This window comes from Sphingopyxis sp. H053, from assembly GCF_001468225.1.
In the GTDB taxonomy this organism is placed as follows: Bacteria; Pseudomonadota; Alphaproteobacteria; order Sphingomonadales; family Sphingomonadaceae; genus Sphingopyxis.
This window is the reverse complement of record NZ_LNRU01000020.1, coordinates 1-25,144: the sequence shown is the minus strand read 5'-3', so window position 1 is coordinate 25,144 and position 25,144 is coordinate 1. Positions and strand designations below refer to the sequence as shown.

Here is a 25,144-nt window from a genome sequence, read left to right as displayed (position 1 = left end):
CTGTGTCATGGGTGCCGGTCGCGCGCCCGCGGCGGTCAGCGGTCGCGCTTCATGCGGATCGTGCGGCCGCCGTCGATGGACGCAAAATAGCTGCCCATCGTCGCGACCTTGATCTTCACTTTCTGCCCCGCCTTCGGCTGGCGCGGCAGGCGGGTGGTGTCGATCTGCACCCACACCGCGTCATCTTCCATCACCAGCGTATATTTGCCCGACCGGTCGATGCTCGCCGAGCGGATCGTCGTTTCGATCTCCTTGACCTCATCCTCATCGCCGCCGAAAATTCCGCCGAGCTTGGGGAAGGCAAAGCCGAACAGTCCGCGCCGCGCCTTTTTGGCGGTCTCGCGGTCGGTAAAAGTGATTTCGCGCGCCTGATCGGCGGTCGACAGCTCGCCGACCTCGCGGTCGAAACAGGCGAGGCGCGCCGCCGGATCGGCGATGTCGCGGCAGGCGTAGAGCTCCTGGATCTGCGCGGGCCTTGCGGTCGGCAGCTTGTCCTTCGCGGTAGCCGGAACGGCGAGCGCGCAGGCGAGAAGGACGAGCGGCGCGGCGACGCGCGATGACAGCTGCAGCATGACAAAACCCCTGGCGAAGACAATATGCGCTGCCTAGCCGTCCGGACTGCGCGCCGCAAGCGAGCCCGGTTGCAAATCACCTTACTGACCCTAGTGTAAGGAACCCCGCCTATTCGAAGAGGATATCAACCCCCGATGGACAGCCGCTTTTCCTGGTCTACCGATTATCGCCATCCCACGGCCTGGGACCAGGAGTTTGCGCCGCTGTCGCTGCCCGACATGCTCGCCGCCAGCGTCGCGCGGCGCGGCGATGCGCCGATGCTCGATTTCCTCGGCCGCCAGTTCAGCTATGCCGAGGTCGCGCGCGGCGCCGCCCGCGTCGCACGCGGATTGCAATTGCAGGGCATCGGCAAGGGCAGCCGCGTCGGACTCTTCCTGCCCAACGTCCCGCATTATGTCGCGGCCTATTATGGCGCGCTCGCCGCCGGGGCGACGGTGGTCAATTTCTCGCCGCTCTATACGGTCGCCGAGCTCGAGGCGCAGGTCGAGGATTCGGGTACCGAGACGCTGTTCACGATCAGCGCCGCGGCGCTGCTCCCCACTGCATTGAAGGTGCTCGACGGCTCAAGCCTCAAACAGCTCGTCGTCGGCTCGGTCGCGGGCGGGCTGCCCGCGGCGAAGTCGGTGCTCTATCGCCTGTTCAAGCGGACCGAGGTCGCGGCGCTCCCCGAAGACCCCCGCGTCATCCGTTTCTCGGCGCTCACCGACAATGACGGCCGGCCCGAACCCGTCGCGATCGACGCCGAAAAGGACATCGCGCTGATCCAATATACCGGCGGCACGACGGGAACACCAAAAGGCGCCAAGCTGACGCACCAGAACCTCACCGCCAATGCGCGGCAGGTCAATGCGATCGACCCTGACCATGACGCCGCGGATCGCATCCTCGGCGTCCTCCCCTTCTTCCACGTCTTCGCGAACACCTGCGTGCTCAACCGCACGGTGCTCAACGGCGGTTCGATCACGATGCTGCCGCGCTTCGATGCGAAGCAGGCGCTCGACGCGATCACGCGCACCAAAACGACCGCGCTGCCCGGCGTGCCGACGATGTATCAGGCGTTGCTCGATCACCCCGATCTCGCGAAGACCGACTTTTCTTCACTGCGCATCTGCATCTCGGGCGGCGCGCCGATGCCCGGTGAATTGCGTGAGAAATTCACCGCGGCGACGGGTGCCTCGCTCGTCGAAGGCTATGGCCTCACCGAAAGCTCGGGCGTGGTCGCGACCAATCCCTATGAAGGCCCGGTCCAGCCGGGCACGATCGGCCAGCCGCTCCCCGCGACGCACATTCGGCTTCTCGACAAGGAGGATCCGTCGAAGGACGCCCCCGACGGCGAGCCCGGCGAACTCGCGGTCAAGGGGCCGCAGATCATGCAAGGTTACTGGAACCGCGCCGACGCGGACAAGGACAGCTTCACCGACGACGGCTGGCTGCGCACCGGCGACGTCGCGGTGGTCGAGGCCAATGGCTATATCCGCATCGTCGACCGGTTGAAGGACATGATCGCGGTCGGCGGGTTCAAGGTGTACCCGAGCGTGATCGAGGCGCATCTCTACGAGCATCCCGCGGTCAAGGAAGCGATCGTACTCGGCGTTCCCGACGCCTATCGCGGCGAGGCGCCCAAGGCCTTCGTGACGCTGGAGGACGGGTTCCAGGTGAGCGGCGAGGCGCTCGCCGCCTGGCTCAACCCCCAGCTTGGCAAGCATGAGCGGGTGAAAGAGGTCGAGGTGCGGCTGAACCTGCCCAAGACGATGATCGGTAAGCTGGACCGGAAGGCGTTGCGCGCGGAGGAAGGGGCTTAAACATCTCTACGTCACCCCCGCGAAGGCGGGGGTCCAGCTTTTTGAAGTGTTCGCAATGTCCAAAGGCGGTCACGTTTACATTATGGCCAACCGCTATCGCGGAACGGTCTACATCGGGGTGACGTCCCACCTCGCCACCCGCATTTTCCAGCACCGCACCGGCGACGGGTCCGACTTTTGTAAACGTTATGGGCTGGATCGTCTGGTCTACGCCGAACCGCATAACGATATCGGCGATGCCATTGCCCGGGAAAAGGCGTTGAAAAAATGGAATCGCGATTGGAAATTCCGCCTGATTGAAGAGCAGAATCCCGATTGGCTCGATCTTTTTGACACTCTCAACGCCTGAACAAGCTGGACCCCCGCCTTCGCGGGGGTGACGAGGGGAAGGTTGGAGGTAACTGCCCCCGCGCCTTCATGATCGCCTTGTTGCGCGCCTCGAGCGTGCGGAGGGCCGAAAAGACGCTCAGCCCTTCGTCGATCCGGCCCTTGTGGCCGAGCAGCCAGAGCTGCTGGTAGAACCAGTAAATGCCCGCGAAGCCGTCGATCGCCTTGACCATCTGCAAGCGCTTGAGGAAGCCCAGCCAGCCGGGAACGAGCCCGAGGCCGTCCTCATATCGCGGCAATGCCTCGTCGCCTGCCAGCAGGCGCTTGGGCGCGTCCGCCATCAGGCACATCGGCCGGCCGAGCCCGATCACGTCGGCCGCGCCACGCTCAAGCGCCTGCTCCATCGCGGCGCGGCTGCGAAAGCCGCCGGTGACCATCAACGGCACCGACACGCGCGCCTGCATCGCCAGCGCGAAATCGATAAAATAGGCCTCGCGCGCGAGCGTCGACGGCGCGACATTCTGCGGCGCGCTGTCCTCCATCCCCTCGATCCCGAGCAGCTTCGGCTGTTCATAGGTGCCGCCCGAAATCTCGATCAGGTCGACGCTGGCGGCCTCCAGCCACCCCGCGACGGCCAGACTGTCCTCGAAAGCGAAGCCGCCCTTCTGGAAATCGGCGCTGTTGAGCTTGACCGAGATCGGGAAGGCCGGCCCCGTCGCGGCGCGGATCGCCGCGATGACATCGAGCAGCAGGCGCGCGCGGTTCTCGAGGCTGCCGCCATAATCGTCGGTGCGGCGGTTCGAAAGCGGGCTCAGGAACTGCGACATCAGATAGCCGTGCGCGGCGTGCACCTGCACCCCGGTGAAGCCCGCGTCCTGGCACGCCTTTGCCGCGACCGCCCAGCGCTGCACCAGCTCGGCGACCTCGTCGCGAGTCAGCGGTTCGGGCTGCCCGAACTGCCCGCCGGGCAACCCGAGTTTCACGTCCGACGCCGATTTCGGGTGACGGTTGACCACCGCGGGCGTCTGCCGCCCGCTATGGCTGATCTGCGCCCAGAAATGATTGCCGCCGCGCGTTGCCGCGGCAGCCCAGCGCGAGAGGCGTTCGTGCATGTCGGCGTCGGGCACCCGCTCGATCACGACATTGCCCGGGCGCTCGAGATGATCGCGGTCGATCACCAGATTGCCGCCGATGAGCAGCCCCGCGCCGCCGTCGGACCACAGGCCGTAAAGCCGGTCGAGTTCGGGGGTCGGGCGGCCATCGGGGGTCGCCATCCCCTCGGTCATCGCCGCCTTGGCGATCCGGTTCGGCAGGATCGCGCCGCAAGGCAGCCTCAGCGGCCGGGCCAGTTCAGACATCGCGCCCCCTTCAGGTTTCGTTCCGCAACTTATGTAGCCCGATCGGCCGTGTCCGCAACCCGAAAGAATATGACAATGTAATGTTGTAACCTTTGTCATGATATGCCATATCTCGGCTCGCTATTGCACCAACGGAGAATCGGGTGACCCAAGTCGCCAGCCATGCCCCTGTCCTGACGCGTCTCGGCGCGGTGGTTCGGGCTGCGCGCGATTCGCGTCCGTTGACCTCGCTCAGCGGCGACCAGCTCGCGATGGGACTGTCGGGGCTGTGCCTTGTCCATTGCCTTGCGACGACGATCTTCTTCGCGTCGATCGCCTCGGTCGGCGGGGTGTTTCTCGACAATCATCTGTTCCACGAGATCGGGCTGATCATCGCGATCGGCTTTGCGCTGATCACGCTCGTTTCGGGCGTGCTCAGCCACGGCTATATGATGCCCTTCGCGGTCGGCAGCTTCGGGCTGGGCATGATGGCGGGCGCGCTGTCGCGGCCGCACGACGGCAGCGAAGTGATCGCGACGATGATCGGCGTCGCGGTCGTCGCCCTGGGCCACGACCTCAACCGCCGCGCGCGGCACTGATCCCACCGCATCGGAGATGTCCGCAACTTGCGGGCGCGCCCTAAACAGCCTACATTGGGACGATAGTTAGCGCGGGATTTCCCACGCTTCGAGGAAACGCCAATGGGCAAGCATGATCATCCGCACGTCGAGGCCAGCGGCGCCTCGCTCGCCAAGGCGGCGCAGACTGCGCTCGAGGGCGCGGGCGAAGCATGGACCGACATGCGCGCGCAGATTTTCGACGCGGTCGCCGAAATCGGCAAGCCCGCGAGCGCCTATGAAATCGCCGACATCGTCTCGCAGAAGCGCGGCAAGCGCGTCGCGCCGAACAGCGTCTATCGCATCCTCGACCTGTTCGTGGCGAACAACCTCGTCCGCCGCGTCGAAAGCGCGAACGCCTTTGTCGCGAACAGCCATCCCGGCTGCCTCCACGACTGCATCTTCCTGATCTGCGACACATGCGGCACCGCGGTGCATGTCGATAACGACAAGATTTCGGGCGGCGTTCGCGCCGCGGCCGAGGCGACGGGCTTCGCCGCCGAGCGCCCGGTGATCGAGGTGCGCGGCAAATGCGCCGAGTGCCAATAAGGTGAGCCGCCGCGCTCCACCGGACATCTAAACGATGGTCGGGGGGCTCCAGCATTGGATCGAAACGCAGCGGACGCGCCCGCCCGCACCGACGCGCGCGTGGGTCTGGACGCTGGCATTCGGCATCGCGACTTTGCTCTTCGGACTCTATCTGGGCCAGGTCTTTCCGCAGACGGGGCATGACATTGCGCCGGGCTATGGCGCCCCGGTCCTCGCGTTCGAGTTCGCCGGCGGTCAAGCCGACCTCGAAGCGATCTTCGGCTTCTATACCGACCCGCAGCAGGTCACGCGCCTCGCTGCGATGCGGACCGGCAACGAGCGCGACTATCTCTATATGCTGCTCTACGCCGGCTTTCTCGCCAGCGGGTGCATCGCACTCTGGCACGAGCTTCGCCTCCGCGCGCTTCTTGCCGCCGCCGTGCTGCCGGTCGCCGCGGCGCTTTGCGACGCATGGGAGAATTACCTGCTCTTCGACATCCAGGCCGCCTTCACGCTGGGCGACTATTCGCCCGCGATGGCGAGCCTGCCCTACCCCGTTGCCGCCAAGTTCCTGCTGCTCGCCGCGACCAATGTCATGATCGGCGCCGCGGCGACGCAGTTCGGGCGCTGGTGGGCGCTGTTCGGGACGATCGCGATCCTCGCCGCGATCCCGACCGTGATGGCGATCATCACCCCCGCCGCCTTCGCCTGGGCGCTGATACCATCGGCGGCGGGCGGCTGGCTTCTGCTTCTGGCGCTGGCCGCTACGGGCAGTTGGCGGGCGTTCGCCCACAAACGCCCGCTCGTCGATCTAGGGGCGGCGGTGCCCGAACCCGGCGAAGTACAAACCGCCACCCCGACGCGCCCTGTCTTCGGCCGCCGCCGCACCTGACCCCTTGTCCACCCCGACCGTGCGGGTCTAGGGAAGCCGCGAATCCTGCAAAAGGGCGAAGGGCTGCACATGAACACCGTGATCATCCGCGAAGACGACCTGATCGAAACGATCGCCGACGCGCTCCAGTACATCAGCTATTTCCATCCGATGGACTATATCCGCGCGCTGGGCGCCGCCTACGAACGCGAAGTCTCGCCCGCCGCGAAGGACGCGATGGCGCAGATCCTCTCGAACAGCCGCATGTGCGCCGAGGGGCACCGCCCGATCTGCCAGGACACGGGCATCGTCACCGTCTTCATCAAATGGGGCATGGACTGCCGCCTCGACTCACCCCGCAGCCTGCAGCAGGTCGTCGATGAGGGCGTGCGCAAAGCCTATCTCCACCCCGACAACAAGCTGCGCGCCTCTATCCTCGCCGACCCGGCCTTCAGCCGCGTGAACACGAAGGATAACACGCCGTCGGTGCTCAACGTCGAAATGGTCCCCGGCGCGAAGGTCGTGATCGACGTCGCCGCGAAGGGCGGCGGCAGCGAGAATAAGTCGAAGTTCAAGATGATGAACCCGTCGGATTCGATCGTCGACTGGGTGCTCGAAATGGTGCCGCAGATGGGCGCCGGCTGGTGCCCGCCGGGCATGCTCGGCATCGGCATCGGCGGCACCGCCGAAAAGGCGATGCTGCTCGCGAAGCAGTCGCTGATGGACCCGATCGACATGACCGAGCTGCTCGCACGCGGCCCGTCGAACCCGACCGAAGAGCTGCGCATCGAGCTGTATGAAAAGGTCAACGCGCTCGGCATCGGCGCGCAGGGGCTCGGCGGCCTCGCGACCGTGCTCGACATCAAGATCGCCGACTGGCCGACGCACGCCGCTTCGAAGCCCGTCGCGATGATCCCGAACTGCGCCGCCACCCGCCACGCGCACGTGACGCTCGACGGCAGCGGCCCGGCGTTCCTCGAACCGCCCGTGCTCGCCGACTATCCGCAGATCGACTGGAAGCCCGATACGGCCGCGATCCGCGTCGACCTCGACAATCTGACGCCCGAGGTGGTCGCCAGCTGGAAGCAGGGCGACCGCATCCTCTTGAGCGGCAAGATGCTCACCGGCCGCGACGCCGCGCACAAGCGCATCGCCGACATGCTGTCGAAGGGCGACGAACTTCCCGTCGAATTCAAGGGCCGCGTCATCTACTACGTCGGCCCGGTCGACCCGGTCGGCGAAGAAATCGTCGGCCCCGCAGGGCCCACGACCGCGACGCGCATGGACAAGTTCATGGACATGATGCTGGACCAAGGTCTGCTCGCCTGCGTCGGCAAGGCCGAACGCGGCCCCGCCGCAACGCAGGCGATCGCCAAGCACAAGAGCGCGTACCTCATGGCGGTCGGCGGCGCGGCGTATCTGGTCGCGCGCGCGATCAAGGGGTCGAAGGTCGTCGGTTTCGCCGACCTCGGCATGGAAGCGATCTACGAGTTCGAAGTCCAGGACTTCCCCGTCACTGTCGCGGTCGACAGCGAAGGCCAGAATGTCCACGTCAACGCGCCGAAGCTGTGGCAGAAACGGATCAAGGACGAAGGGTTGCTCGAGAAGGCGTAACTCCTCCCTCGTCCTTCGTCACCCCGGCGAAGGCGGGGGTCTCGCCTAGCGGCGCGAAACCTCCGAAACGGCGAGATTCCGGCCTTCGCCGGGATGACGATCGTGGGACGACGGCCGGTCGCTACCCACGTAACGGTAAGTCCCCGACACGCGCTTGCGTTTCGCCGCCGATGCGGCACATTGCTTCGCATACGAAGCAGGCAGGGGACGCATGATGGATTTCCGTGAGCTTAACCGACTGAACCGCCGCGACATGTTGCGCGGCACCGCGATGCTGGGGGCGGGTGCCGCGTTCATGCAGCCCGTTCCGCTCTGGGCGCAGTCGGGTACGATGACGGATATCCGCAAGGCGGCCGAGGCGGGCAAGGATGCGTCGATCAAGCGCATCCGCGACTGGATCGCCCTCCCCTCGATCGCCGCCGAAAATCGCAGCATGCCCGAGGGCGCGGCCTATATGGCCGAGCTCGCGAAGGACGCGGGCTTCACCAATGTCGAGATCGTGCCGACCGACGGCCATCCCGGCGTGTTCGGCACGATCGATGTCGGCGCGAAGCGCACGCTCGGCATCTATTTCATGTACGACGTCAAACAGTATGACCCGGCCGAATGGTCGTCGCCCCCGCTCGAGGGCAAGATGGTCGAGCGCCCCGGTTTCGGGCAGGCGATCATGGGCCGCGGAGCGGTGAACCAGAAGGGGCCCGAGGCGACTTTCCTCGCCGCGCTCCACGCGATCCGCGCCGCGGGGCGCAAACTGCCGGTCAACATCGTGCTCGTGTGCGAGGGTGAGGAGGAGATCGGCTCGCCGCACTTCCGCCAGATCGCGACCAAGCCCAACATCCTCGCCGCGCTGAAGAAATGCGAAGGCATCTTCATCCCCTTCGCCTCGCAGGGCAAGACCGGCAACGTCACGGTCAACCTCGGCTCGAAAGGCATCATCGAACTCGAACTGATCGCGAGCGGCGAAAAATGGGGCCGCGGTCCGAAAGGCGACGTCCATTCGAGCCTGAAAGCGATGGTCGACTCGCCCGCCTGGCGTCTGGTGCAGGCATTGCAGACGCTCGTCACCCCCGATGGCAACAAGCCCGCGATCGAGGGCTGGTTCGAAAATGTTCGCCCGCTCACCGAGCGCGAAAAGACGCTGATCCGCGAAGCCGCGAAGGCGGGCGACGAGGCGCAGCAGAAGGCGGCGCTCGGGGTCACCCACTGGATCGACAATCTCTCCTACGACGACGCGCTGACCCGCCTCGCGCAGGAACCGACGGTCAATATCGAGGGGCTGGTCGCGGGCTATACCGGCCCCGGCGGCAAGACCGTGCTGCCCGGCAAGGCGGTCGCCAAGCTCGACCTGCGCCTCGTTCCCAACCAGACGCGCGCCGAGGCCGAAAAGAAGCTGCGCGCGCATCTCGACAAGCATGGCTTCACCGATGTCGAGGTCAATGTATCGGGCGGCTACGATCCGACGGAGGTCGCCGAGGACAGCCGCCTCGTCCGCTCGGAACTCGCGACGTACAAGAAGCTCGGCGTCGCGACGAGCCTCAACCCGCGGATGGCGGGTAGCTGGCCGGGCTCGACCTTCACCGCGCCGCCGGTGTCGATTCCCGCGGCGCATTTCGGCATCGGCCACGGTTCGGGTGCGCACGCTCCCGATGAATATTTTCTGATCGATTCGACCAATCCCAAGGTCGCGGGGCTGGTCGATGCGACGATGGGTTTCGCCGAATTCCTCTACGTGCTGGCGAGCATCAAATAAGCGGAGCGCTGATCCTCCCTGTGGCGAAGCCATGGGGAGGTGGCAGTGCGAAGCGCTGACGGAGGGGCTATAACGCGGCCCCTCCACCACTCGCTACGCGAGCGGTCCCCCCCCCCCATCGCCGCGCGACAGGGAGGATCGAAAAACCTAAAACCCGTACACCAGCGTAAACCGCGTCTGCGTGTCGACGCTTTCGATGCCCGGCGGCGGGCTTGTGTCGATCTGCGCCGAATAGGCGATGCGCGCCGACAACGCGCCGGTCAGCTTGGCGCTGAGCGCGGTCTGCGAGCTGGTCGACCCATTGGCCTCGCCGATGATCGTCGATGCGACCTGTGTCAGCCGCAGCGTCGGCGATATCTGCCAGCCGAAATCGAGCCCCGCGAGCGCGGTCAGTTCGGTGTCCTCTTCGCCGTTCACGAAGTCGGTCTGGCGAAACGCCGGGCCGCCCTTCAGGCTCAGCGTCATCTTCTTGCTATCGACGACCTTGTAGCCGAGCCCGCCCGACAGGTTCCAGCGCGTGTCGTACCCGAGGATCCGGTCATGTTCCCAGCGGCCGAGGCCAAAAGCAAAGGTGCGGTCGTTGATCCGATATTGCGGCTCGATCTCGCTCAGATAGCGTTCGACCGATGTCTTGCCGTTGGTGCGCTGGTAATCGGCCTGCGCGCGAAACTTGTGCGTCCAGTCGATCCCCTTGCGCGCGAGCGCGACGCCGGCGCTCAGCCCGACGGACTCGGTGTTGCCGCTGCTCTGCGACGCACCGATCTGCCCCTCGCCCTTCCAGTTCTGCCAGAATTTCGACGCGGCCAGCCTGGCGCGCTCGGCCGCCGCCGCCTCGTCCCGCAGACGCTTTCGTTCGGCGCGATAGGCGAGGAGCCGTTCCTCGATCTCCGCTGCATTCTCGGGATTGGTTTCCTTCGCAAGCTTTGCCACCGCCTCGACATCGGCATCCTTGGCGGTCGCCATCGCGGCAGCGAGCATATTGCCCACCGGGTCGGGCGGCGTCTCCGGGGGATGCTCGCTGCGATAATAAGCGAGGAGCGCGTCGATTTCGCCGATATTACGCGGGTTGGTCCGTCTGGCGACCTTGGCCACCGCTTCGACATCGTCATTGTCGCCGCTCGCGAAGGCGGCGTCGATCATCGCGCGCACCGCGTCGGGCAACACCGGGTCGGGCTCCATCAGTGCCGTGGGAATCGGATTGGCCAGTACCGGGTCGACGAGCACGGGGTTCGGCTGCGGCGGATTCACCGGTTCCTGCGACGCGTGCGCCGACGGAACGGCTAGAGCGAGCGGCAGGCAAAGCGCGGCCAGGCGGGGGAGAGTTGTCACCGAAGACGTCCTTCTGTGGGGGGCAGGAGCCGGGTTCGTTCGATCGTCCGCGCGGGGCCGGTGCGCGAGCGATGCGCCCCTATAAACCGAAAGTTGCTGGCATTTCCACCCCGCGTCCCCCATTTGCAAACCTATGGTTATCGCGCTCATCGCCATTTTCTGTGCCGGCGTCGGCAATTTCGCGATGCACCGCGCCTTCATGGAAAGCGACGACCCGCTGATCCAGCAGATGGTCAAACCACTCGCCGACAAGGTCGGGCCGAACATCACCTATGTCTTTGAATTCCTGCTGCTCGTCGGCGCGATGGCGATTGCGACGCGGAACTGGTTCACCGCGCTGATGCTCTATGGCCTCTATACGATCTTCAACGCGATGGCGTTCAGCTGGATCATGCAAAGACCGCGATAGGCCGTGACTACCAGGCCGGGCCGGTGATCGGCAGGCCCTGCGCCTTGAGCCGGTCGAGCACGCCGTCCTTTTCGGCCAAAATCCGCAGCGGAACGACCGCCAGCGTCACGCCGGGCTGCGCCGTCGCGTCGCGGATCGCACCGACCCACGTCTGGCGCAGCTCGGGGCCGAAGCTGTCGTTCGTCCACGGCCAGCAGCGCCCGAGCGCTTCCTCGAGCGGGCTCGCCATTACCGCGGGCACGTCGAATTCGGTCCACGCGCGCCCGCGCTCGATCACCACATCGCCGCCCGCCTCGACCGCCGTCATCGCGGCTTCGAGGCAGGGGATATGCGTCTCGGGCGCCGCGGCGAACAGATTGTCGAGCATATCCTCGCCGCGTACCTCACCGACGGGCTGCGTCGGAATCTTCGACTGCCGCGCGGCCTTGCGAACGACGTCGGACGCGTCGTCGGCGCTGTCCTTGTTAAAGGACAAGCGTTTCGAGAGCAGGTCGAACGCCGTCATCAGGAAATTCGAGCGCGCATAGTCCTGATCGAAGCGCGTTTCGAGCGCATGGAGCCGCTGCATCTGGCGCACATCGAGATAGTCGGCGGCGGCGCGCCCCTTCGGCAATTTGGTGAGCCCGCCGCCCTTGAAGATCAGCCGCAAGATGTCGCCCGGCGACACCTTCGCCTTGGTGCCGAGGATGACGCGCTGCGCCCGGTCGGTCGCGCCCTCGAGCCGCTCGGGCCGCCACGGCGTGGCTTTCGGAACCGCCGCGATCTCGCCGACGAGGATGACGACACCGGTCGGCGTCTGGATCGTCCACATCGGCGCGCCCGAACGGCGCGCGGTGACGACGATTTCGTCATTCGCCTGATCGGTAGCCGGCGGCTCGGCCGCCCACGCGGCGGGCGATGCCACCGTCGCGGTAGCCAGCAGGATCGCCATCAGACCGCGCATCAGGCTACGCCGTGATACCACCACACGCCGTCGCGGTCCTCACGCTGCACGCGCCCTTCGACCTCGAGCCGCTTCAGATGCGCAAGCGCCTCGCCCGTCGCGAGCCCCTGATTATGCTCGCCGATCGGGCGATTGAAGAGCAGCGGAAAACTGTCGACCGCGCGCATCGGCGCCTTCGCTGCGGCTTCGGCCAGATTGTAGAGCCGCATGCGATGCTCGTCGCGCAGCGCCATCAGGCGGACGTGCAGCCCCTTGAACGGCTCGCCATGCGCGGGGCAGGTGACGACATCGGCGGGCACCGTCGCGAGCAATTTGTCGATCGACGCGAGCCATTCGCCCAGGGGATCGGCGTCGGGTTCGGTGATATTGACCGAAACGTTCGAGCTGATCCGCGGCAGCACCTGGTCGCCCGAGACGAATACGCCCTCTTTCTCGTTCCACAGGCACGCATGTTCGGGGCTGTGCCCCGACCCGGTGACGACGCGCCACTGGTGCGCGCCCATGTCGAGGCGGTCGCCATCCTTGATCCGCACATAGGAGCGCGGCAGGGTGAAGATCATTCGCTGGAACATGTTCCAGCCGCGCGCTTTGGACGCCTCGATCGCCGCTTCATCCCAGCCCGCGGCGCGCGACTGCGTCAGCACCTCGTCGGGGGCGGTGTCGGACGAATCGGCGACGATCGCGCGCGCGGTGAGCATCTCGCCGCGCGTCATCCACAGCTTCACGTCCTGCTTCTTCGCGATCCAGCCCGCGAGGCCGATGTGGTCGGGATGGAGGTGCGTGCCGATGACGCGCGTGATGCGCTTGTCCTTCAGCGCGCCGGCATAAAGTGCCTTCCACGCATCGGAGCACATCGTCAGGCAGATGCCGGTATCGACGACGGCCACGCCGTCGCCATCATCGAGCAGCCAGCTGTTGATATGGCCGAGCGACCCCGGCATCGGGATGCGCGCCCAGCTGATCCCGTTCGCGATGCGGATCGTCTCGCCCGCGCCCGGCGCGGCTTCGCCCCACGGATAGGTGAGGCCCGCGTGGCTCGTCGCGGTAAAGCTGTCGTCCTGGGTCAGCGAAGCATCCGGCGAACCGCTGGCCGCCGGGATATTATCCTCGTCCGTCCCCGCCATGCCTCAGGCTTCGCCGTCGGCTTCGGCTTCCTCGGCGGCGCGCGCTTCGTTCGCGGCGGTGCGTTCGGCGCGCAGCTCTTCGAGCAGCGCTTCGCGGTCGCCCTCGAAACGGCTGTCTTCGGGCGCCTTGATGCCGGCCTTCTTCGCCGCCTTGGCGACGAGCGCGTCGAGTTCGCGCTGCGAACAGAGGCCGAGCGTCACCGGATCCTTGGGGACAATATTGGCGCTGTTCCAGTGGCTGCGGTCGCGGATCGCGCCGATCGTGTTGCGCGTCGTGCCGATCAGCTTGCCGATCGCGCCGTCCGACACTTCGGGATGGTTCTTCAGGATCCAGGCGATGCCGTCGGGCTTGTCCTGGCGCTTGCTGACCGGGGTATAGCGCGGGCCGCGGGTGCGGCGAATCGTGTCCTGCGCCTGCTTACTCATCTTGAGCTTGTAGTTCGGGTCCTTCTGGCCCTTTTCGATTTCTTCCATCGACAGCTCGTGCGCGCGGACGGGGTCGCGGCCGGTATATTTGGTCGCGGCGGTCTCGTCGGCGATCGCCTGCACTTCGAGGATGTGGATGCCGCAATATTCGGCGATCTGGACAAAGGTGAGGCCGGTGTTGTCGACCAGCCAGGCGGCGGTCGCGTGCGGCATCAGCGGGGTGGCATCGGCGTTGGCCATGACGGAAACTCTCCAAGCGGAAATAATAAGGGCCGCCCCTTGCGAGGCGGCCGTTCGGCGGCTGATGTAGACCTGTTTTAGGCTGCGGGCAAGGGGTGGTCGCCCGCGGCGAAGCCCGCGACAGATTCGACGAGCCACGCGCAAACCGCGCGCACATCGGCGCAGGCCATGTTGGCGGGGGTCGCAAGCATATGGTAGCTCTCGCCTTCGATGACCGGGCCGAAGGGATGGACCAGCAGCCCCGCATCGATCTCCGGCCGGGCGAGGATCAGGCTGCCGATCATGATCCCATGCCCGGCGACCGCCGCCTGTACGGCGTGATCGTCCGAACTGAAACGCGGCCCTTCGTCGACGGCCAGCCCGTCCATCCCGGCAAGCCGCGCCCACCGCCGCCAGTCGGACGCATTGGCGGGCTGGCGCCATTCGACGTGCAGCAAAGTGGCGCGCGCGAGATCCTCTGGTCCGGCGAGGCCGAGCTTCGGGCTGCAAAGCAATCCGAAGCGTTCCGAAAAAAGCGGCCGGCCGACCAGCCCGTCAAAGGGCCCGCGACCATAACGAACCGCGACATCGGCCAGTCCCGCCGCCAGATCGACGGGCTCGTTCGAGGAATGCAGCCGCAGATCGAAATCGGGAAAGCGTTCGCGAAACGAGCCGAGCGCGGGCAGAAGCCTGCGCGCCGTAAACTGGATCGTCGCGGTCAATGTCACCGCCGCGCGCCGGGATCCCGGCGTGAGGTCGGCAAGCGCCCGGTCGAACGCATCGAACCCGTCGCGCAAGGTCGGATATAATCGCTCGCCCGCTTCGGTCAGCGCGACCTGCCGCACCTGGCGCGTGAACAGCGCGAGCCCCAGCACATCCTCCAGCAGACGAATCTGGTGGCTGATCGCCGTCGGCGTGACGGCCAGCTCACCGGCTGCTCGCTGGAAACTGAGATGACGCGCCGCCGCCTCAAAGGCGCGCAACGCCGCCAGCGGCGGCAATTTCCGGTTTCGTGTCATGGATGAGGAAAATCGATCCATTGGCTGAAGTATTCGCGTTCGACTGCGCCAATTATAGGGGAATATATGCGTCCAGTCATCCCATCAAATGAACTGGATTCTTCCATGAACGCCCCCGCACCATCGCTCCTTCGCATACTTCACATTGATTCCAGCGCCCGTCCGGGCGTTTCGGGCCGGGACCGGCATGGCTCGCACAGCCGGCGGCTGGGCGAACGCCTGATCCGCCGCTGGTCGAGCGCGCGACCGCAGGATGAGATCGTCCATCGCGACGTCGGCCTCGCTCCGCCGTCGCATGTCGACGCCGAATGGATCGCCGCCGCTTTCTCCCCGCCCGGCCGGCGCAGCGACGAACAGCGCGCGCGGCTGGCCGAAAGCGACCGGCTGGTCGCCGAACTGATGGCGGCGGACCTCGTCGTCATCGGGGCGCCCATGTATAATTTCGGCATGCCGGCACCGCTGAAGGCGTGGCTCGACAACATCGTTCGCGTCGGCGTCACGTTCGGTTTCGACCGCGCGCGGGCGGGCGAGCCCTATTGGCCGATGCTGCCCCCCGGCAAGCGGCTGGTCATCCTCGGCGCGCGCGGCGATTATGGTTATGATCCGGGCGAGCGCCAGGCCGACGCCAATTTCGTCGAGGCCGGCCTGAAAGCACCGCTCGCCTATATCGGGCTTCGCGATACCGATTCGATCGCGGTCGAATTTGACGAGTTCGCCGACGAACGCCTCGCCCGATCGATCGCCGCCGCCGAAAGCCGCGTCGATGCGCTGGTGGACCGGCTGGTTGCCGAACTGGGCGAACACGCTTGCCGATCTGACCGCTATCCCATCTTTACATAGCCGGGCTCGGCCTCGACCCGCGCCAGCCAGCGCTGTACCGCCGGATAGTCGGACAGCGCGAAGAGCCCGCCCTCCTCGGCGACATGCGTATAGGCATAGAGCGCGATGTCGGCGAGCGAGAGGTCGTGGCCCGCGAGCCAGTCGCGCGATTCCAGATGATCATCCATCAGCTTCAGCGCCGCGACGCCTGCGGCCTGTTTGAGCGGCAATTGCATCCGCTGCGCGTCGCTCAAATTGTCGGCGCCGATCCACTTCATCCAGAAGCGCAAGGTCGCGACATTGGGTTCGTGATTATATTGTTCGAAGAACATCCAGTGCAGCATGTCGGCGCGCTCGAACCGGTCATAGGGGACGAGGTGTGTCCCGTCGGCGAGCCAGAAGCAGGCGGCATTGCTTTCGGGCAAGAATTTGTCGCCGACCTGCAGCACCGGGATGCGGCCATTGGCGTTGACGTGCGCGAGGAAGTCGGGCGTGCGCGTCTCGCCCTGCATGATGTCATATTCGCGCCGTTCGATCGGGCAATCGAGCAAAGCCGCGGTCAGCCGGATCTTGTAGCAATTGCCGCTCGCGGCATATTCGTGAAGGATCGGCCTGTCGCCCATTGCAGCCTCCATCGTGATGAAGCGCCGCCATCCCCCGACACCGCGGCGACGCCTCTATGCGGCGTGCGCGCGGTGCCCGCAAGCGGGCGTTACGGACCGCAGCGCCACAGCCCCGCGAAGACGCGCTGCGCGCCGTCGGCGCGGTCGGCGGTCAGCGTCGCCGGACGCGGCGGCGACTCGCCACCGCCCGCGGCGGGGCCGACCAGCGCGACGCGAAGCTCAAGCCCCTTGGCAAAGAATTTGGTGCCCTTCGCCATCGCGTCGAAGCCGCCGTTGGCCGACGCTGCTTCGATCGCATCGCCGACCTTCACGATGCCGCGCGACGGCTCGGTGGACGCGACGTCGCCCTGCGCGTGCAGGATCGGCTGCGCGGCTTCGTCGGCGGCGAAGCTGCACGCGAGTTCGCCCTTCAGCTTCGCGCCGCTGACATCAGCTTCGGTCAGCGCCGCCAGTTCGATCGGCGACCCGTCGCCGCCGCGCGTCGGAATATCGGTGGGCTTGATCGCAGGCACCGGTTCGGCCGCCCTGCCCTCGGGCACGACGTCGCCGTCATAGGATGCGGTCGGCGTTTTTTCGGTTTCGGCGGGCCCGGAACAGGCCGCAAGGGCAAAGGAGAGAGCGGTGGCGGGAAGCAACAAACTACGCATCTTCATTAGGAGAGATCATCCTCTTTTGATTGGCCCCCACTCGCTCAACCGCCGATCCTTATCGAATGTTCCCTCGGTTCACCCCACGCGGAGCACGATCTTCCCCACATGCTCGCCCGCCTGCATCCGCGCATGCGCCGCGGCGGCTTCGGCGAGCGGGAAGGCTTGATCCATCGCCGGCTTCCACCCGCCTTCGGCGAGCCGCTGCCAGAGCGTGCCATGGATTTCGTCCGCCAGCGCTGCCTTGAAATCGGCGCTGCGCGCGCGCAGCGTCGAGCCGGTCAGCGTCAGCCGGCGGCGCATCACATCGGCGATGTCGAATTCGACCTTCGCGCCGCGCTGGAACGCGATGGTGACATGGCGCCCATCCTCGGCGAGGCAGGCGAGGTTGCGCGGCAGATAGTCGCCGCCGACCATGTCGAGCACGACATTGACGCCCTTGCCGCCGGTGAAGCTCTTCACCGCCTCGACATAATCCTCGGCCGAATAATCGACAGCCAGATCCGCACCGAGCGCGGTCGCGGCGGCGCATTTGTCGGCGCTCCCGCACGTCACGATGATCTTGATGTCGAACAATTTGCAAAGCCCGATCGCGGTCGTCCCGATGCCGCTGGTGCCGCCGTGGACAAGCACCGTCTCGCCGTCGCGCACATAGCCGCGCTCGAACAGATTGTGCCACACGGTAAAGACGGTCTCGGGCAGCGCGGCCGCCTCTTCCATCGAAAAGCCCTTCGGCACCGGCAGGCAGCTTCCCACGGGCGCGATGCAATATTCGGCATAGCCGCCGCCCGCGACGAGCGCGCACACCGCCTGCCCCAGAAGCTCGGGATCGCCGCCGGGACCGGCCGCGACGATCGTGCCCGAAATCTCCAGCCCCGGCAGGTCCGATGCCCCCGGCGGCGGCGGGTAAAATCCCATGCGCTGGAGCACGTCGGGGCGGTTGACCCCCGCCGCGGCGACGCGGATCAGCACCTCGCCCGCTCCGGGCTGCGGCACCGGGCGCGTTGTCGGTTGTAGCACTTCGGGCCCGCCCGGCGCACTGATGGCGATGGCGGTCATCTCTACTGGCACGCTGGTCACGCTGCTATTTCCCCCACTGGTCGTTCGTCCCCTACCCCCTGCCTCGCCTTATTGACAGAGCCGCGACACGGGTCAACAGTCGCGCGCCTTTTAACCTTAGGGACCAGGAGGATGCGCCATGGACGATGACGACCTTCCCCGCCGCCGCGACGATGTTTTGACGGCGCTGATCAAGCAGCCGCTCGATCCGCTGTCAGTCGACGAACTGGGCGAACGCATCGAAATACTCGAAGCCGAAATCAAGCGCGTCAAGGCGCACCGCAGCGCCGCGACGAGCCAGAAAGCGGCCGCCGAGGCACTGTTCAGGAAGGGCTAGGGGTCAGCCCCGATATTCCGCCATTCCCGCGAAGGCGGGAATGACGAAGGGAAAGGATCCTTCTACTCCGCCTCAGTGCTCAGCCCCAACTCGGGAATGCCGATCGAGCGGCGGCCGCCGAAATCGGCGCGCACGACGATAACGCCCTGCTTTTCCATATATTCGACCAGCCGCCGGATGCGCCCCGGCGAGCGGCTGCCATAGGCGCGGCCGAGAATGTCGTCGTCGGGGCAGGGTTCGCCGTCCATCGCGGCGCGCGCGATCTGGAGGAAGGGCGCGAACATGTCGTGCGGCAGCCGGTCGGCGACGGCAAGCATTTCGCGCCAGCGCGGCTCGGACGGATCGAACACGCCTCCTTTTGCCAGCGCGAAGCGGCGGCGGAAGGCGGCGAGATCGAGCGGCACCTTCTTCAATTTCTGCATCCGGCAACGCACCGAAAAATCCTGGTAGAGATAGGCTTCGGGCTGGAAAGCGCTGTCGGGGTCGGCCAGCATCTCCTCGAGCATCGCGATCACCACCGCGTCGCTCTGTTCGGCTTCCTCGACCGCGTCGATGATATCGAGCACCGGCGGCGCATCGACATCCTCGTGCAGCCCCTCGCTCGCCGCGATCCGCTCCAATAGCTCGCTCGCCGCAATGGGCTCGGGCTCGGGTGCAAAGACGCGCGGCGCCACCGGCGCCTCCATCTCGGTGAACAGCATCGAACGCATATCCTCGCCGCCTGCCGACGGCAGCGGCATCAGGCTGTGCGTCCCCATCCGCGTCGCGGTCTGCGTCGACCCGATGCGCACCGACAGCGGCCGCCGCGAGATCGCGGGGCCAAGCCCGAGGAAATGCCCGCGCTCGAGGTCGCGGATCGCCTCGGCCTGCCGCCGCTCCATGCCGAGCAGGTCGGCGGCGCGCGCCATGTCGATATCGAGGAAGGTGCGCCCCATCAGGAAATTGCTCGCCTCGGCGGCGACATTCTTCGCCAGCTTCGCGAGCCGCTGCGTCGCGATCGCGCCCGCCAGCCCGCGCTTGCGCCCGCGGCACATCAGGTTCGTCATCGCCGACAGGCTCGCGCGGCGGACATTGTCGGCGACGTCGCCCGCGACGCTCGGCGCGAACATCTGCGCCTCGTCGACCACCACCAAAGCCGGAAACCAATGCTCGCGCGGTGCATCGAACAGCGCGTTGAGGAACGCCGCGGCGCACGTCATCTGCGCCTCGATATCGAGCGACTCCAAACTGAGCACGATCGACGCGCGATGCTCGCGGATGCGCGCGCCCATCGCGGCGATCTCGCGCTCGTTATAGTCGCCGCCGTTGATCACGACATGGCTGTACGCATCGGCGAGCGTCACGAAATCGCCCTCGGGATCGATCACGATCTGTTGCACCAGCTCGGCGCTTTCCTCGAGGATACGGCGCAAAAGATGCGACTTGCCCGATCCCGAATTGCCCTGGACAAGCAGCCGCGTCGCCAGCAGCTCCTGGACGTTGATGTGCACGCCCTGCCCGGTGCTGTCGGTTCCGATCTCGATGCTCGTCTTCACGGACGCCGCCCTATCGGTCGGCCATGCGAATGACAACCGGGCGGGTCTTCGGATCGCCCGATTTTGCCGCGCCACCTTGCCAAGCGGCGCGAACGGGCCAAAAGGACAGCATGGATTTCGACGACCAGCTCCGCCGCTATTTCGGCACCGCCGACCTCGCGGCGATCCACCCCGAGGCGCACGCCGCGGGCACCGAACGCATGCGCGTCGACTTCGGCTTGGAGACCAACCCCGGCCGCCGCTTCGCACTGTGGGCGCTGATGTACATGCTCGGCGTCGCGCCCGACCTCGATGTCGCGTTCAAGGACGAGGGTGAGCGCAACACGGCGCGCGATTTCATGGATATGGTGGATAGGGCGGGCGAGAGTTGATCTGGAGTGTCAGGAAACGACCGATTGTTGCCCTCTCTGGCATCGTCACCCCGGACTTGATCCGGGATCCCGCTCGAAGTCGAAACCTGCTCTCGCGTCATAAGAAGCGGGATCCCGGGTCAAGCCCGGGATGACGGATGACCGGAATCGACCAATTGCGGACGTCTATAACGCGCCCTATCGACCTAGTTCCTTCTCCACTGCGGCCGTCAGCCTATCGATAATACGAAGGTAACTGGTGTTGGTGGAGAATCCCTCGATACGGCTTGTGGCCACGATATCACGCGCCTTCGTCAATTCCACCAAACTGCCTTCAGCATCGCCGAGGCTGACGGATAAGGTGGCCTTCAAAATGTATGCGGTTATCAGTGGCATGTCCTGAGCTGGATATGCGCGACCTTCCGCGCTCGATATTACCGATTGGATAGCTTGGGATAGGTTTCGCGCCTCTGGCGTATCAACACGTTGCCTTGCCGCCGGTAGTGCTTTCCAAGCTTCGCCCGCAGGCCGGAGCAGGGTGTAAAGGCGATAGGTTTCAAGAACCGGCCAGCAAGTGTTGATAGCGCGTACTAAACCGGCTTCCTCAGCGCCATTACAAGTACTGAGATCGGCACGTTTTTCAGGTGGAATGGTGCGTCCACCGATGCCGTTGTCCAGAATGCCGTTAAGCTCAGCGGCACCAACCGGCACGCCAATCTCATTCGCGTGAACGGGTTGGCCCATCAGGGAAAAAGCCGTGATACAAAGTGGCATCCAGTATTTATGCATCGAATTTAGCATTCCGGCCCTCTAATCTTTTGTCAAGATTCGCGCGGACAAGAAATCCCGTTTGCGCAGGTCGTGCATGTCTCAGGTCCAGATCGGATCCGAAATGACCGCTTCCCAACCCAAAGCAGACGCGGCCTTCAAATAAGCCTTTCCTACATTATCCGGCTATGCCAGCCTTCATTCGGCTCTTTCGACATGTGAACAAAAGAGGTCGTTGCCCGCATTGCGGGCGTGGCCAGGGCGGAGCGTGCCGGGCGCGGCCAGTACGCCGCGGGGTCCAAAGCGGGAGGTGCACAGGGCTGAACTTTCCTGAACTTTGGAATTGTTAGCCGTCCTTGCGCCAACCGGATACCCGATCCAACCGGAGTGACGAGGGGGATTGCAGCGCCTTCCGCCAATTTCTCAACGCCCCGTTAACCACACCGCAACCCCCGTCATCGTAATTTCACAAAGCCATCCGCTTTTCCCTTGCGGTGGGGCGGCGGCATCGCCACGTTGCATTTCTAAGGGGGCCGCTCTCCCCGGCCTGGTCCCCGCAAGGAGATGAAGACCATGCCGTCCTTTTCGGAAAGCCTCGAAAAGACACTACATAACGCACTGAAGGCCGCTTCGGAGCGTCACCACGAATATGCGACGCTCGAGCATCTGCTCTACGCGCTGATCGACGACGATCATGCCGCCGAAGTGATGCGCGCGTGCGGCGTCGCGCTCGACGACCTGCAATCGGCGGTCGTCCACTATCTCGATACCGAACTCGACAGCCTGAAGGTCGAGGGGCACAGCGACCCCTCGCCGACGAGCGGATTCCAGCGCGTCGTCCAGCGCGCGATCCTGCACGTCCAGTCGTCGGGCAAGGATGAAGTGACGGGCGCCAACGTCCTCGTCGCACTCTTCTCCGAACGCGAAAGCTACGCGGTCTATTTCCTGCAGCAGCAGGACCTGACGCGCCTCGACGCGGTCTCCTACCTTAGCCACGGCGTCGGCAAGGGCGGCAAGCCCTCGCCGCAGGCCGAGCCCGAGGAAAAGGAAGAGGCGAAGGAAAAGGAGGGCGGCAAGTCCAAGAAGGAAACCGCGCTCGACCAGTTCACCGTCAACCTCAACGAGAAGGCGAAAGTCGGCAAGGTCGACCCGCTGATCGGCCGCAATGCCGAGGTCGACCGCACGATCCAGATCCTCTGCCGCCGGTCGAAGAACAATCCGCTCTATGTCGGTGATCCCGGCGTCGGCAAGACCGCGATCGCCGAGGGTCTTGCGCGCAAGATCATCGAGGGCGACGTGCCCGAGGTGCTGCTGCCCGCGGTCATCTATTCGCTCGACATGGGCGCGCTGCTCGCCGGCACGCGCTATCGCGGCGATTTCGAGGAGCGGCTGAAGCAGGTCGTGACCGAGCTCGAAGGCCTGCCGCACGCGATCCTGTTCATCGACGAAATCCACACCGTCATCGGTGCCGGCGCGACGAGCGGCGGCGCGATGGACGCCTCGAACTTGCTCAAGCCCGCTTTGTCGGGCGGCGTGATCCGCTGCATCGGCTCGACGACGTACAAGGAGTTCCGCAACCATTTCGAAAAGGATCGCGCGTTGCTCCGCCGGTTCCAGAAGATCGACGTGGTCGAACCGACGCTCGAGGACACCAAGAAAATCCTCGCGGGTCTGCGCAGCGCGTTCGAGGCGCATCACCAGGTGCGCTACACGCAGGATGCGATCAACGCAGCGGTCGACCTGTCGGCGCGTTACATCAACGACCGCAAATTGCCCGACAAGGCGATCGACGTGATCGACGAGGTCGGCGCGATGCAGATGCTCGTCGCTCCGTCGAAGCGCAAGAAGACGATCACCGCCAAGGAGATCGAGGCCGTGATCGCGACGATGGCGCGCATCCCGCCCAAATCGGTGTCGAGCGACGACAAGGCGACGCTCGCCAGTCTCGAAACCGATTTGAAGCGCGTCGTCTTCGGTCAGAACACCGCGATCGAAGTGCTGTCGTCGGCGATCAAGCTGAGCCGTGCGGGCCTGCGCGATCCCGAAAAGCCGATCGGCAACTATCTCTTCTCGGGCCCGACCGGCGTCGGCAAGACCGAGGTCGCGAAACAGCTCGCGTCGATCATGGGCATCCCGCTCCAGCGCTTCGACATGTCCGAATATATGGAGCGCCATTCGGTCAGCCGCCTGATCGGCGCGCCCCCGGGCTATGTCGGCTACGACCAGGGCGGGCTGCTCACCGATGCGATCGACCAGAATCCGCATTGCGTGCTGCTGCTCGACGAGATCGAAAAGGCGCATCCCGACCTGTTCAACATCTTGTTGCAGGTCATGGACCATGGCCGCCTGACCGATCATCACGGCAAGACGGTCGACTTCCGCAACGTCATCCTGATCATGACGACCAATGCGGGCGCGAGCGACATGGCGCGCGAGGGCATCGGCTTCGGCCAGTTCACGCGCGAGGATGTGCAGGAGGAAGCGGTGAAGAATCTCTTCACCCCCGAATTCCGCAATCGTCTCGATGCGATCGTGCCCTTCGGTTACCTGCCGCCCGAAGTGGTCGCGCGCGTCGTCGACAAGTTCATCCTCGAACTCGAACTGCAGCTCGCCGACCGCAACGTCCACATCCAGCTCGACGACGCGGCGCGCGAATGGCTGACCGGCAAGGGCTATGACAAGCTGTACGGTGCACGCCCGATGGGCCGCTTGATTCAGGAAAAGATCAAGCAGCCGCTCGCCGAGGAACTGCTGTTCGGCAAGCTCGTCCATGGCGGCGAGGTCAAGGTGAAGATGAAGACCGGCGACGACGCCAAGGTCGGCAATCCGCTCGCCTTCGAAATCGTCTCGGCCCCGCCCAAGGCGAGCAAGGGCAAGCCGAAAGCCGACAAGGCGAAGAAGTCGGCGGAATAATACCTGCTCCCCTCCCGCCTAGCGGGAGGGGCAGCGAGACTTGCGGGCTTGCCCGCTAGTCGCAGCGGGGAGGGCTTGGCGACGCTACAGCCCCCTCCCCAAACCCCTCCCGCAAGTGGGAGGGGCTTACTGCCCTCGCAATTCGGCGCCACATCGCCTATATCGCTCTTATGTACGACTATGTCTCCGTAACCGCCGACGAAGCATCGGCGCCTGCCCGCGTTCGCGACGGCACGATCAAGCTGCACGACGAGGCGGGCTTTGCCGGCATGCGCAAGGCGGGGCGGCTGTCGGCCGAAATCCTCGACGCGCTCGTCCCCTTCGTCCAGCCCGGCGTCACCACCGCGGCGATCGACGACCTCGTCCGCACGATGATGCTCGACGGCGGCGGCATCCCCGCGACCTTGGGTTATCGCGGCTTCACGCACAGCTGCTGCACCAGCATCAACCATGTCGTCTGCCACGGCATCCCCGACGACAAGCCGGTGCGCGAGGGCGACATCGTCAATATCGACGTGACGACGATCATCGACGGCTGGCACGGCGACACGAGCCGCATGTATCTGGTCGGCGACGTGCCGATCAAGGCGAAGCGCCTCGTCGAGGTCACCTATGAATGCCTGATGCTCGGCATCGAGCAGGCGAAGCCCGGCAACCGCATGGGCGACGTCGCGCACGCGATCCAGACGCACGCCGAGCGCCACCGCTATTCGGTCGTCCGCGATTTCTGCGGCCACGGGCTCGGCCAGATGTTCCACGATGCGCCCGAAGTCGTCCACGCCGGGCGCCCCGGCACCGGCCCCGAACTGCGCCCCGGCATGTTCTTCACGATCGAGCCGATGATCAACACCGGCAAATATGCGGTGAAGATGCTCGCCGACGGCTGGACCGCAGTGACCCGCGACCGCTCGCTTTCGGCGCAGTTCGAACATAGCATCGGGATTACCGAGACCGGCTGCGAGATTTTCACCGCGAGTCCGAAGGGCCTGAACGCGCCGCCCTGGCAATAATTCCTTCTCCCTTGATGGGAGAAGGATACGAAGCCTTGCCGCAAAGCGGCTAGGCGGAGTTGGATGAGGGTGATGGTGCTTCCATACGCCGCCATTCGGTGCGGGCCGAGACCCCACCCCCCACCGCTGCGACTAGGCAGCAAGCTACCAAGTCTCGCTGCCTCCCCCATCGAGGGGGAGGACAAGAGGTGCCCC

Annotated in this window: 25 protein-coding genes; 13 read left to right on the top strand and 12 right to left on the bottom strand. The window is 65.5% G+C overall.

All coding sequences use genetic code 11. The features are described from left to right. Positions 1-35: 35 nt before the first annotated feature. The gene (locus ATE70_RS23580; protein WP_058539933.1) at positions 36-572 is read right to left on the bottom strand and encodes a hypothetical protein; all 537 of its coding nucleotides are present in this window, start codon (positions 570-572) and stop codon (positions 36-38) included. A gap of 135 nt (positions 573-707) precedes the next feature. Between ATE70_RS23580 and ATE70_RS23575 the strand changes: the two genes are divergently transcribed. Both ATE70_RS23575 and ATE70_RS23570 read left to right on the top strand, forming a co-directional pair. After that, on the top strand, positions 708-2,375 hold the full coding sequence (locus tag ATE70_RS23575; RefSeq protein ID WP_058539932.1) for an AMP-binding protein: 1,668 nt from the start codon (positions 708-710) through the stop codon (positions 2,373-2,375). Between the two features lie 55 nt (positions 2,376-2,430). Beyond that, positions 2,431-2,724 carry a GIY-YIG nuclease family protein gene (locus ATE70_RS23570; protein WP_058539931.1) on the top strand — a complete coding sequence of 98 codons (294 nt, stop codon included), beginning with the start codon at positions 2,431-2,433 and terminating at the stop codon, positions 2,722-2,724. On the opposite strand, the gene ATE70_RS23565 is transcribed toward ATE70_RS23570, so the two are convergent. Then, entirely contained in the window at positions 2,714-4,060 is a 1,347-nt protein-coding gene (locus ATE70_RS23565) for an NADH:flavin oxidoreductase/NADH oxidase family protein (RefSeq protein WP_082639894.1), read from the bottom strand. The genes ATE70_RS23570 and ATE70_RS23565 overlap by 11 nt on opposite strands. Positions 4,061-4,203: 143 nt before the next feature. On the opposite strand from ATE70_RS23565, the gene ATE70_RS23560 reads away from it, so the two are divergent. The 5 genes from ATE70_RS23560 to ATE70_RS23540 all read left to right on the top strand — a co-directional run bounded on the left by ATE70_RS23560 (position 4,204) and on the right by ATE70_RS23540 (position 9,419). Next, the gene (locus ATE70_RS23560; RefSeq protein ID WP_082639892.1) at positions 4,204-4,638 is read left to right on the top strand and encodes a MerC domain-containing protein; all 435 of its coding nucleotides are present in this window, start codon (positions 4,204-4,206) and stop codon (positions 4,636-4,638) included. Between the two features lie 102 nt (positions 4,639-4,740). Beyond that, positions 4,741-5,205 carry a Fur family transcriptional regulator gene (locus tag ATE70_RS23555; RefSeq protein WP_058539930.1) on the top strand — a complete coding sequence of 155 codons (465 nt, stop codon included), beginning with the start codon at positions 4,741-4,743 and terminating at the stop codon, positions 5,203-5,205. Positions 5,206-5,239: 34 nt separating this feature from the next. Continuing rightward, the gene (locus tag ATE70_RS23550; protein WP_197411548.1) at positions 5,240-6,076 is read left to right on the top strand and encodes a hypothetical protein; all 837 of its coding nucleotides are present in this window, start codon (positions 5,240-5,242) and stop codon (positions 6,074-6,076) included. Positions 6,077-6,145: 69 nt separating this feature from the next. Continuing rightward, positions 6,146-7,669, top strand: coding sequence for a fumarate hydratase (locus ATE70_RS23545; RefSeq protein ID WP_058539929.1), 1,524 nt, complete (start codon positions 6,146-6,148; stop codon positions 7,667-7,669). A gap of 211 nt (positions 7,670-7,880) precedes the next feature. Continuing rightward, positions 7,881-9,419, top strand: coding sequence for a M20/M25/M40 family metallo-hydrolase (locus tag ATE70_RS23540; RefSeq protein ID WP_443028793.1), 1,539 nt, complete (start codon positions 7,881-7,883; stop codon positions 9,417-9,419). Positions 9,420-9,566: 147 nt separating this feature from the next. On the opposite strand, the gene ATE70_RS23535 is transcribed toward ATE70_RS23540, so the two are convergent. Further along, positions 9,567-10,748 carry a DUF481 domain-containing protein gene (locus ATE70_RS23535; protein ID WP_231732829.1) on the bottom strand — a complete coding sequence of 394 codons (1,182 nt, stop codon included), beginning with the start codon at positions 10,746-10,748 and terminating at the stop codon, positions 9,567-9,569. 133 nt (positions 10,749-10,881) lie between these two features. Here ATE70_RS23535 and ATE70_RS23530 point away from each other — a divergent pair, with 133 nt between their 5' ends. Beyond that, positions 10,882-11,157 carry a hypothetical protein gene (locus ATE70_RS23530; RefSeq protein ID WP_037518141.1) on the top strand — a complete coding sequence of 92 codons (276 nt, stop codon included), beginning with the start codon at positions 10,882-10,884 and terminating at the stop codon, positions 11,155-11,157. A 7-nt stretch (positions 11,158-11,164) separates the two neighbouring features. On the opposite strand, the gene ATE70_RS23525 is transcribed toward ATE70_RS23530, so the two are convergent. The 4 genes from ATE70_RS23525 to ATE70_RS23510 form a co-directional block, all read right to left on the bottom strand. After that, positions 11,165-12,100 carry a TraB/GumN family protein gene (locus ATE70_RS23525; protein ID WP_058539927.1) on the bottom strand — a complete coding sequence of 312 codons (936 nt, stop codon included), beginning with the start codon at positions 12,098-12,100 and terminating at the stop codon, positions 11,165-11,167. Beyond that, a complete protein-coding gene (locus tag ATE70_RS23520; protein ID WP_058539926.1) occupies positions 12,100-13,224 on the bottom strand; it encodes an MBL fold metallo-hydrolase in 1,125 nt (374 codons plus the stop codon). Before ATE70_RS23520 ends, ATE70_RS23525 begins: the two co-directional genes overlap by 1 nt. A gap of 3 nt (positions 13,225-13,227) precedes the next feature. Continuing rightward, a complete protein-coding gene (locus ATE70_RS23515; protein ID WP_058539946.1) occupies positions 13,228-13,863 on the bottom strand; it encodes a DUF1013 domain-containing protein in 636 nt (211 codons plus the stop codon). Between the two features lie 104 nt (positions 13,864-13,967). Further along, positions 13,968-14,888 carry a LysR substrate-binding domain-containing protein gene (locus ATE70_RS23510; protein ID WP_231732828.1) on the bottom strand — a complete coding sequence of 307 codons (921 nt, stop codon included), beginning with the start codon at positions 14,886-14,888 and terminating at the stop codon, positions 13,968-13,970. A gap of 105 nt (positions 14,889-14,993) precedes the next feature. On the opposite strand from ATE70_RS23510, the gene ATE70_RS23505 reads away from it, so the two are divergent. Then, the gene (locus tag ATE70_RS23505; RefSeq protein WP_058539924.1) at positions 14,994-15,728 is read left to right on the top strand and encodes an FMN-dependent NADH-azoreductase; all 735 of its coding nucleotides are present in this window, start codon (positions 14,994-14,996) and stop codon (positions 15,726-15,728) included. Here the strand turns inward: ATE70_RS23505 and ATE70_RS23500 are convergent. The 3 genes from ATE70_RS23500 to ATE70_RS23490 all read right to left on the bottom strand — a co-directional run bounded on the left by ATE70_RS23500 (position 15,710) and on the right by ATE70_RS23490 (position 18,057). Continuing rightward, a complete protein-coding gene (locus ATE70_RS23500; protein WP_058539923.1) occupies positions 15,710-16,330 on the bottom strand; it encodes a glutathione S-transferase family protein in 621 nt (206 codons plus the stop codon). The two genes, ATE70_RS23505 and ATE70_RS23500, sit on opposite strands and share 19 nt — an antisense overlap. 89 nt (positions 16,331-16,419) lie before the next feature. Next, positions 16,420-16,983: a hypothetical protein gene (locus tag ATE70_RS23495; protein WP_058539922.1), complete on the bottom strand. Its 564-nt coding sequence runs from the start codon at positions 16,981-16,983 to the stop codon at positions 16,420-16,422. Positions 16,984-17,055: 72 nt separating this feature from the next. Then, positions 17,056-18,057, bottom strand: a complete 1,002-nt coding sequence (locus tag ATE70_RS23490) for an NAD(P)H-quinone oxidoreductase (RefSeq protein ID WP_082639891.1) — start codon at positions 18,055-18,057, stop codon at positions 17,056-17,058. Positions 18,058-18,175: 118 nt separating this feature from the next. Between ATE70_RS23490 and ATE70_RS23485 the strand changes: the two genes are divergently transcribed. Then, the gene (locus ATE70_RS23485) at positions 18,176-18,373 is read left to right on the top strand and encodes a DUF1192 domain-containing protein (RefSeq protein ID WP_058539920.1); all 198 of its coding nucleotides are present in this window, start codon (positions 18,176-18,178) and stop codon (positions 18,371-18,373) included. 62 nt (positions 18,374-18,435) lie between these two features. Here the strand turns inward: ATE70_RS23485 and ATE70_RS23480 are convergent, their stop codons facing one another. After that, positions 18,436-19,908: an ATP-binding protein gene (locus tag ATE70_RS23480; RefSeq protein ID WP_058539945.1), complete on the bottom strand. Its 1,473-nt coding sequence runs from the start codon at positions 19,906-19,908 to the stop codon at positions 18,436-18,438. A gap of 110 nt (positions 19,909-20,018) precedes the next feature. Here ATE70_RS23480 and ATE70_RS23475 point away from each other — a divergent pair, with 110 nt between their 5' ends. Then, entirely contained in the window at positions 20,019-20,279 is a 261-nt protein-coding gene (locus tag ATE70_RS23475; protein ID WP_056368145.1) for a hypothetical protein, read from the top strand. A gap of 177 nt (positions 20,280-20,456) precedes the next feature. Here ATE70_RS23475 and ATE70_RS25035 read toward each other — a convergent pair whose 3' ends face one another. Beyond that, on the bottom strand, positions 20,457-21,047 hold the full coding sequence (locus ATE70_RS25035; protein WP_156419807.1) for a hypothetical protein: 591 nt from the start codon (positions 21,045-21,047) through the stop codon (positions 20,457-20,459). A 552-nt stretch (positions 21,048-21,599) separates the two neighbouring features. Between ATE70_RS25035 and clpA the strand changes: the two genes are divergently transcribed. Together clpA and map are read left to right on the top strand one after the other, a co-directional pair. Continuing rightward, a complete protein-coding gene (gene clpA, locus ATE70_RS23465) occupies positions 21,600-23,939 on the top strand; it encodes an ATP-dependent Clp protease ATP-binding subunit ClpA (protein WP_058539944.1) in 2,340 nt (779 codons plus the stop codon). Between the two features lie 170 nt (positions 23,940-24,109). After that, on the top strand, positions 24,110-24,949 hold the full coding sequence (gene map / locus ATE70_RS23460) for a type I methionyl aminopeptidase (protein ID WP_058539918.1): 840 nt from the start codon (positions 24,110-24,112) through the stop codon (positions 24,947-24,949). Positions 24,950-25,144: the final 195 nt, after the last annotated feature.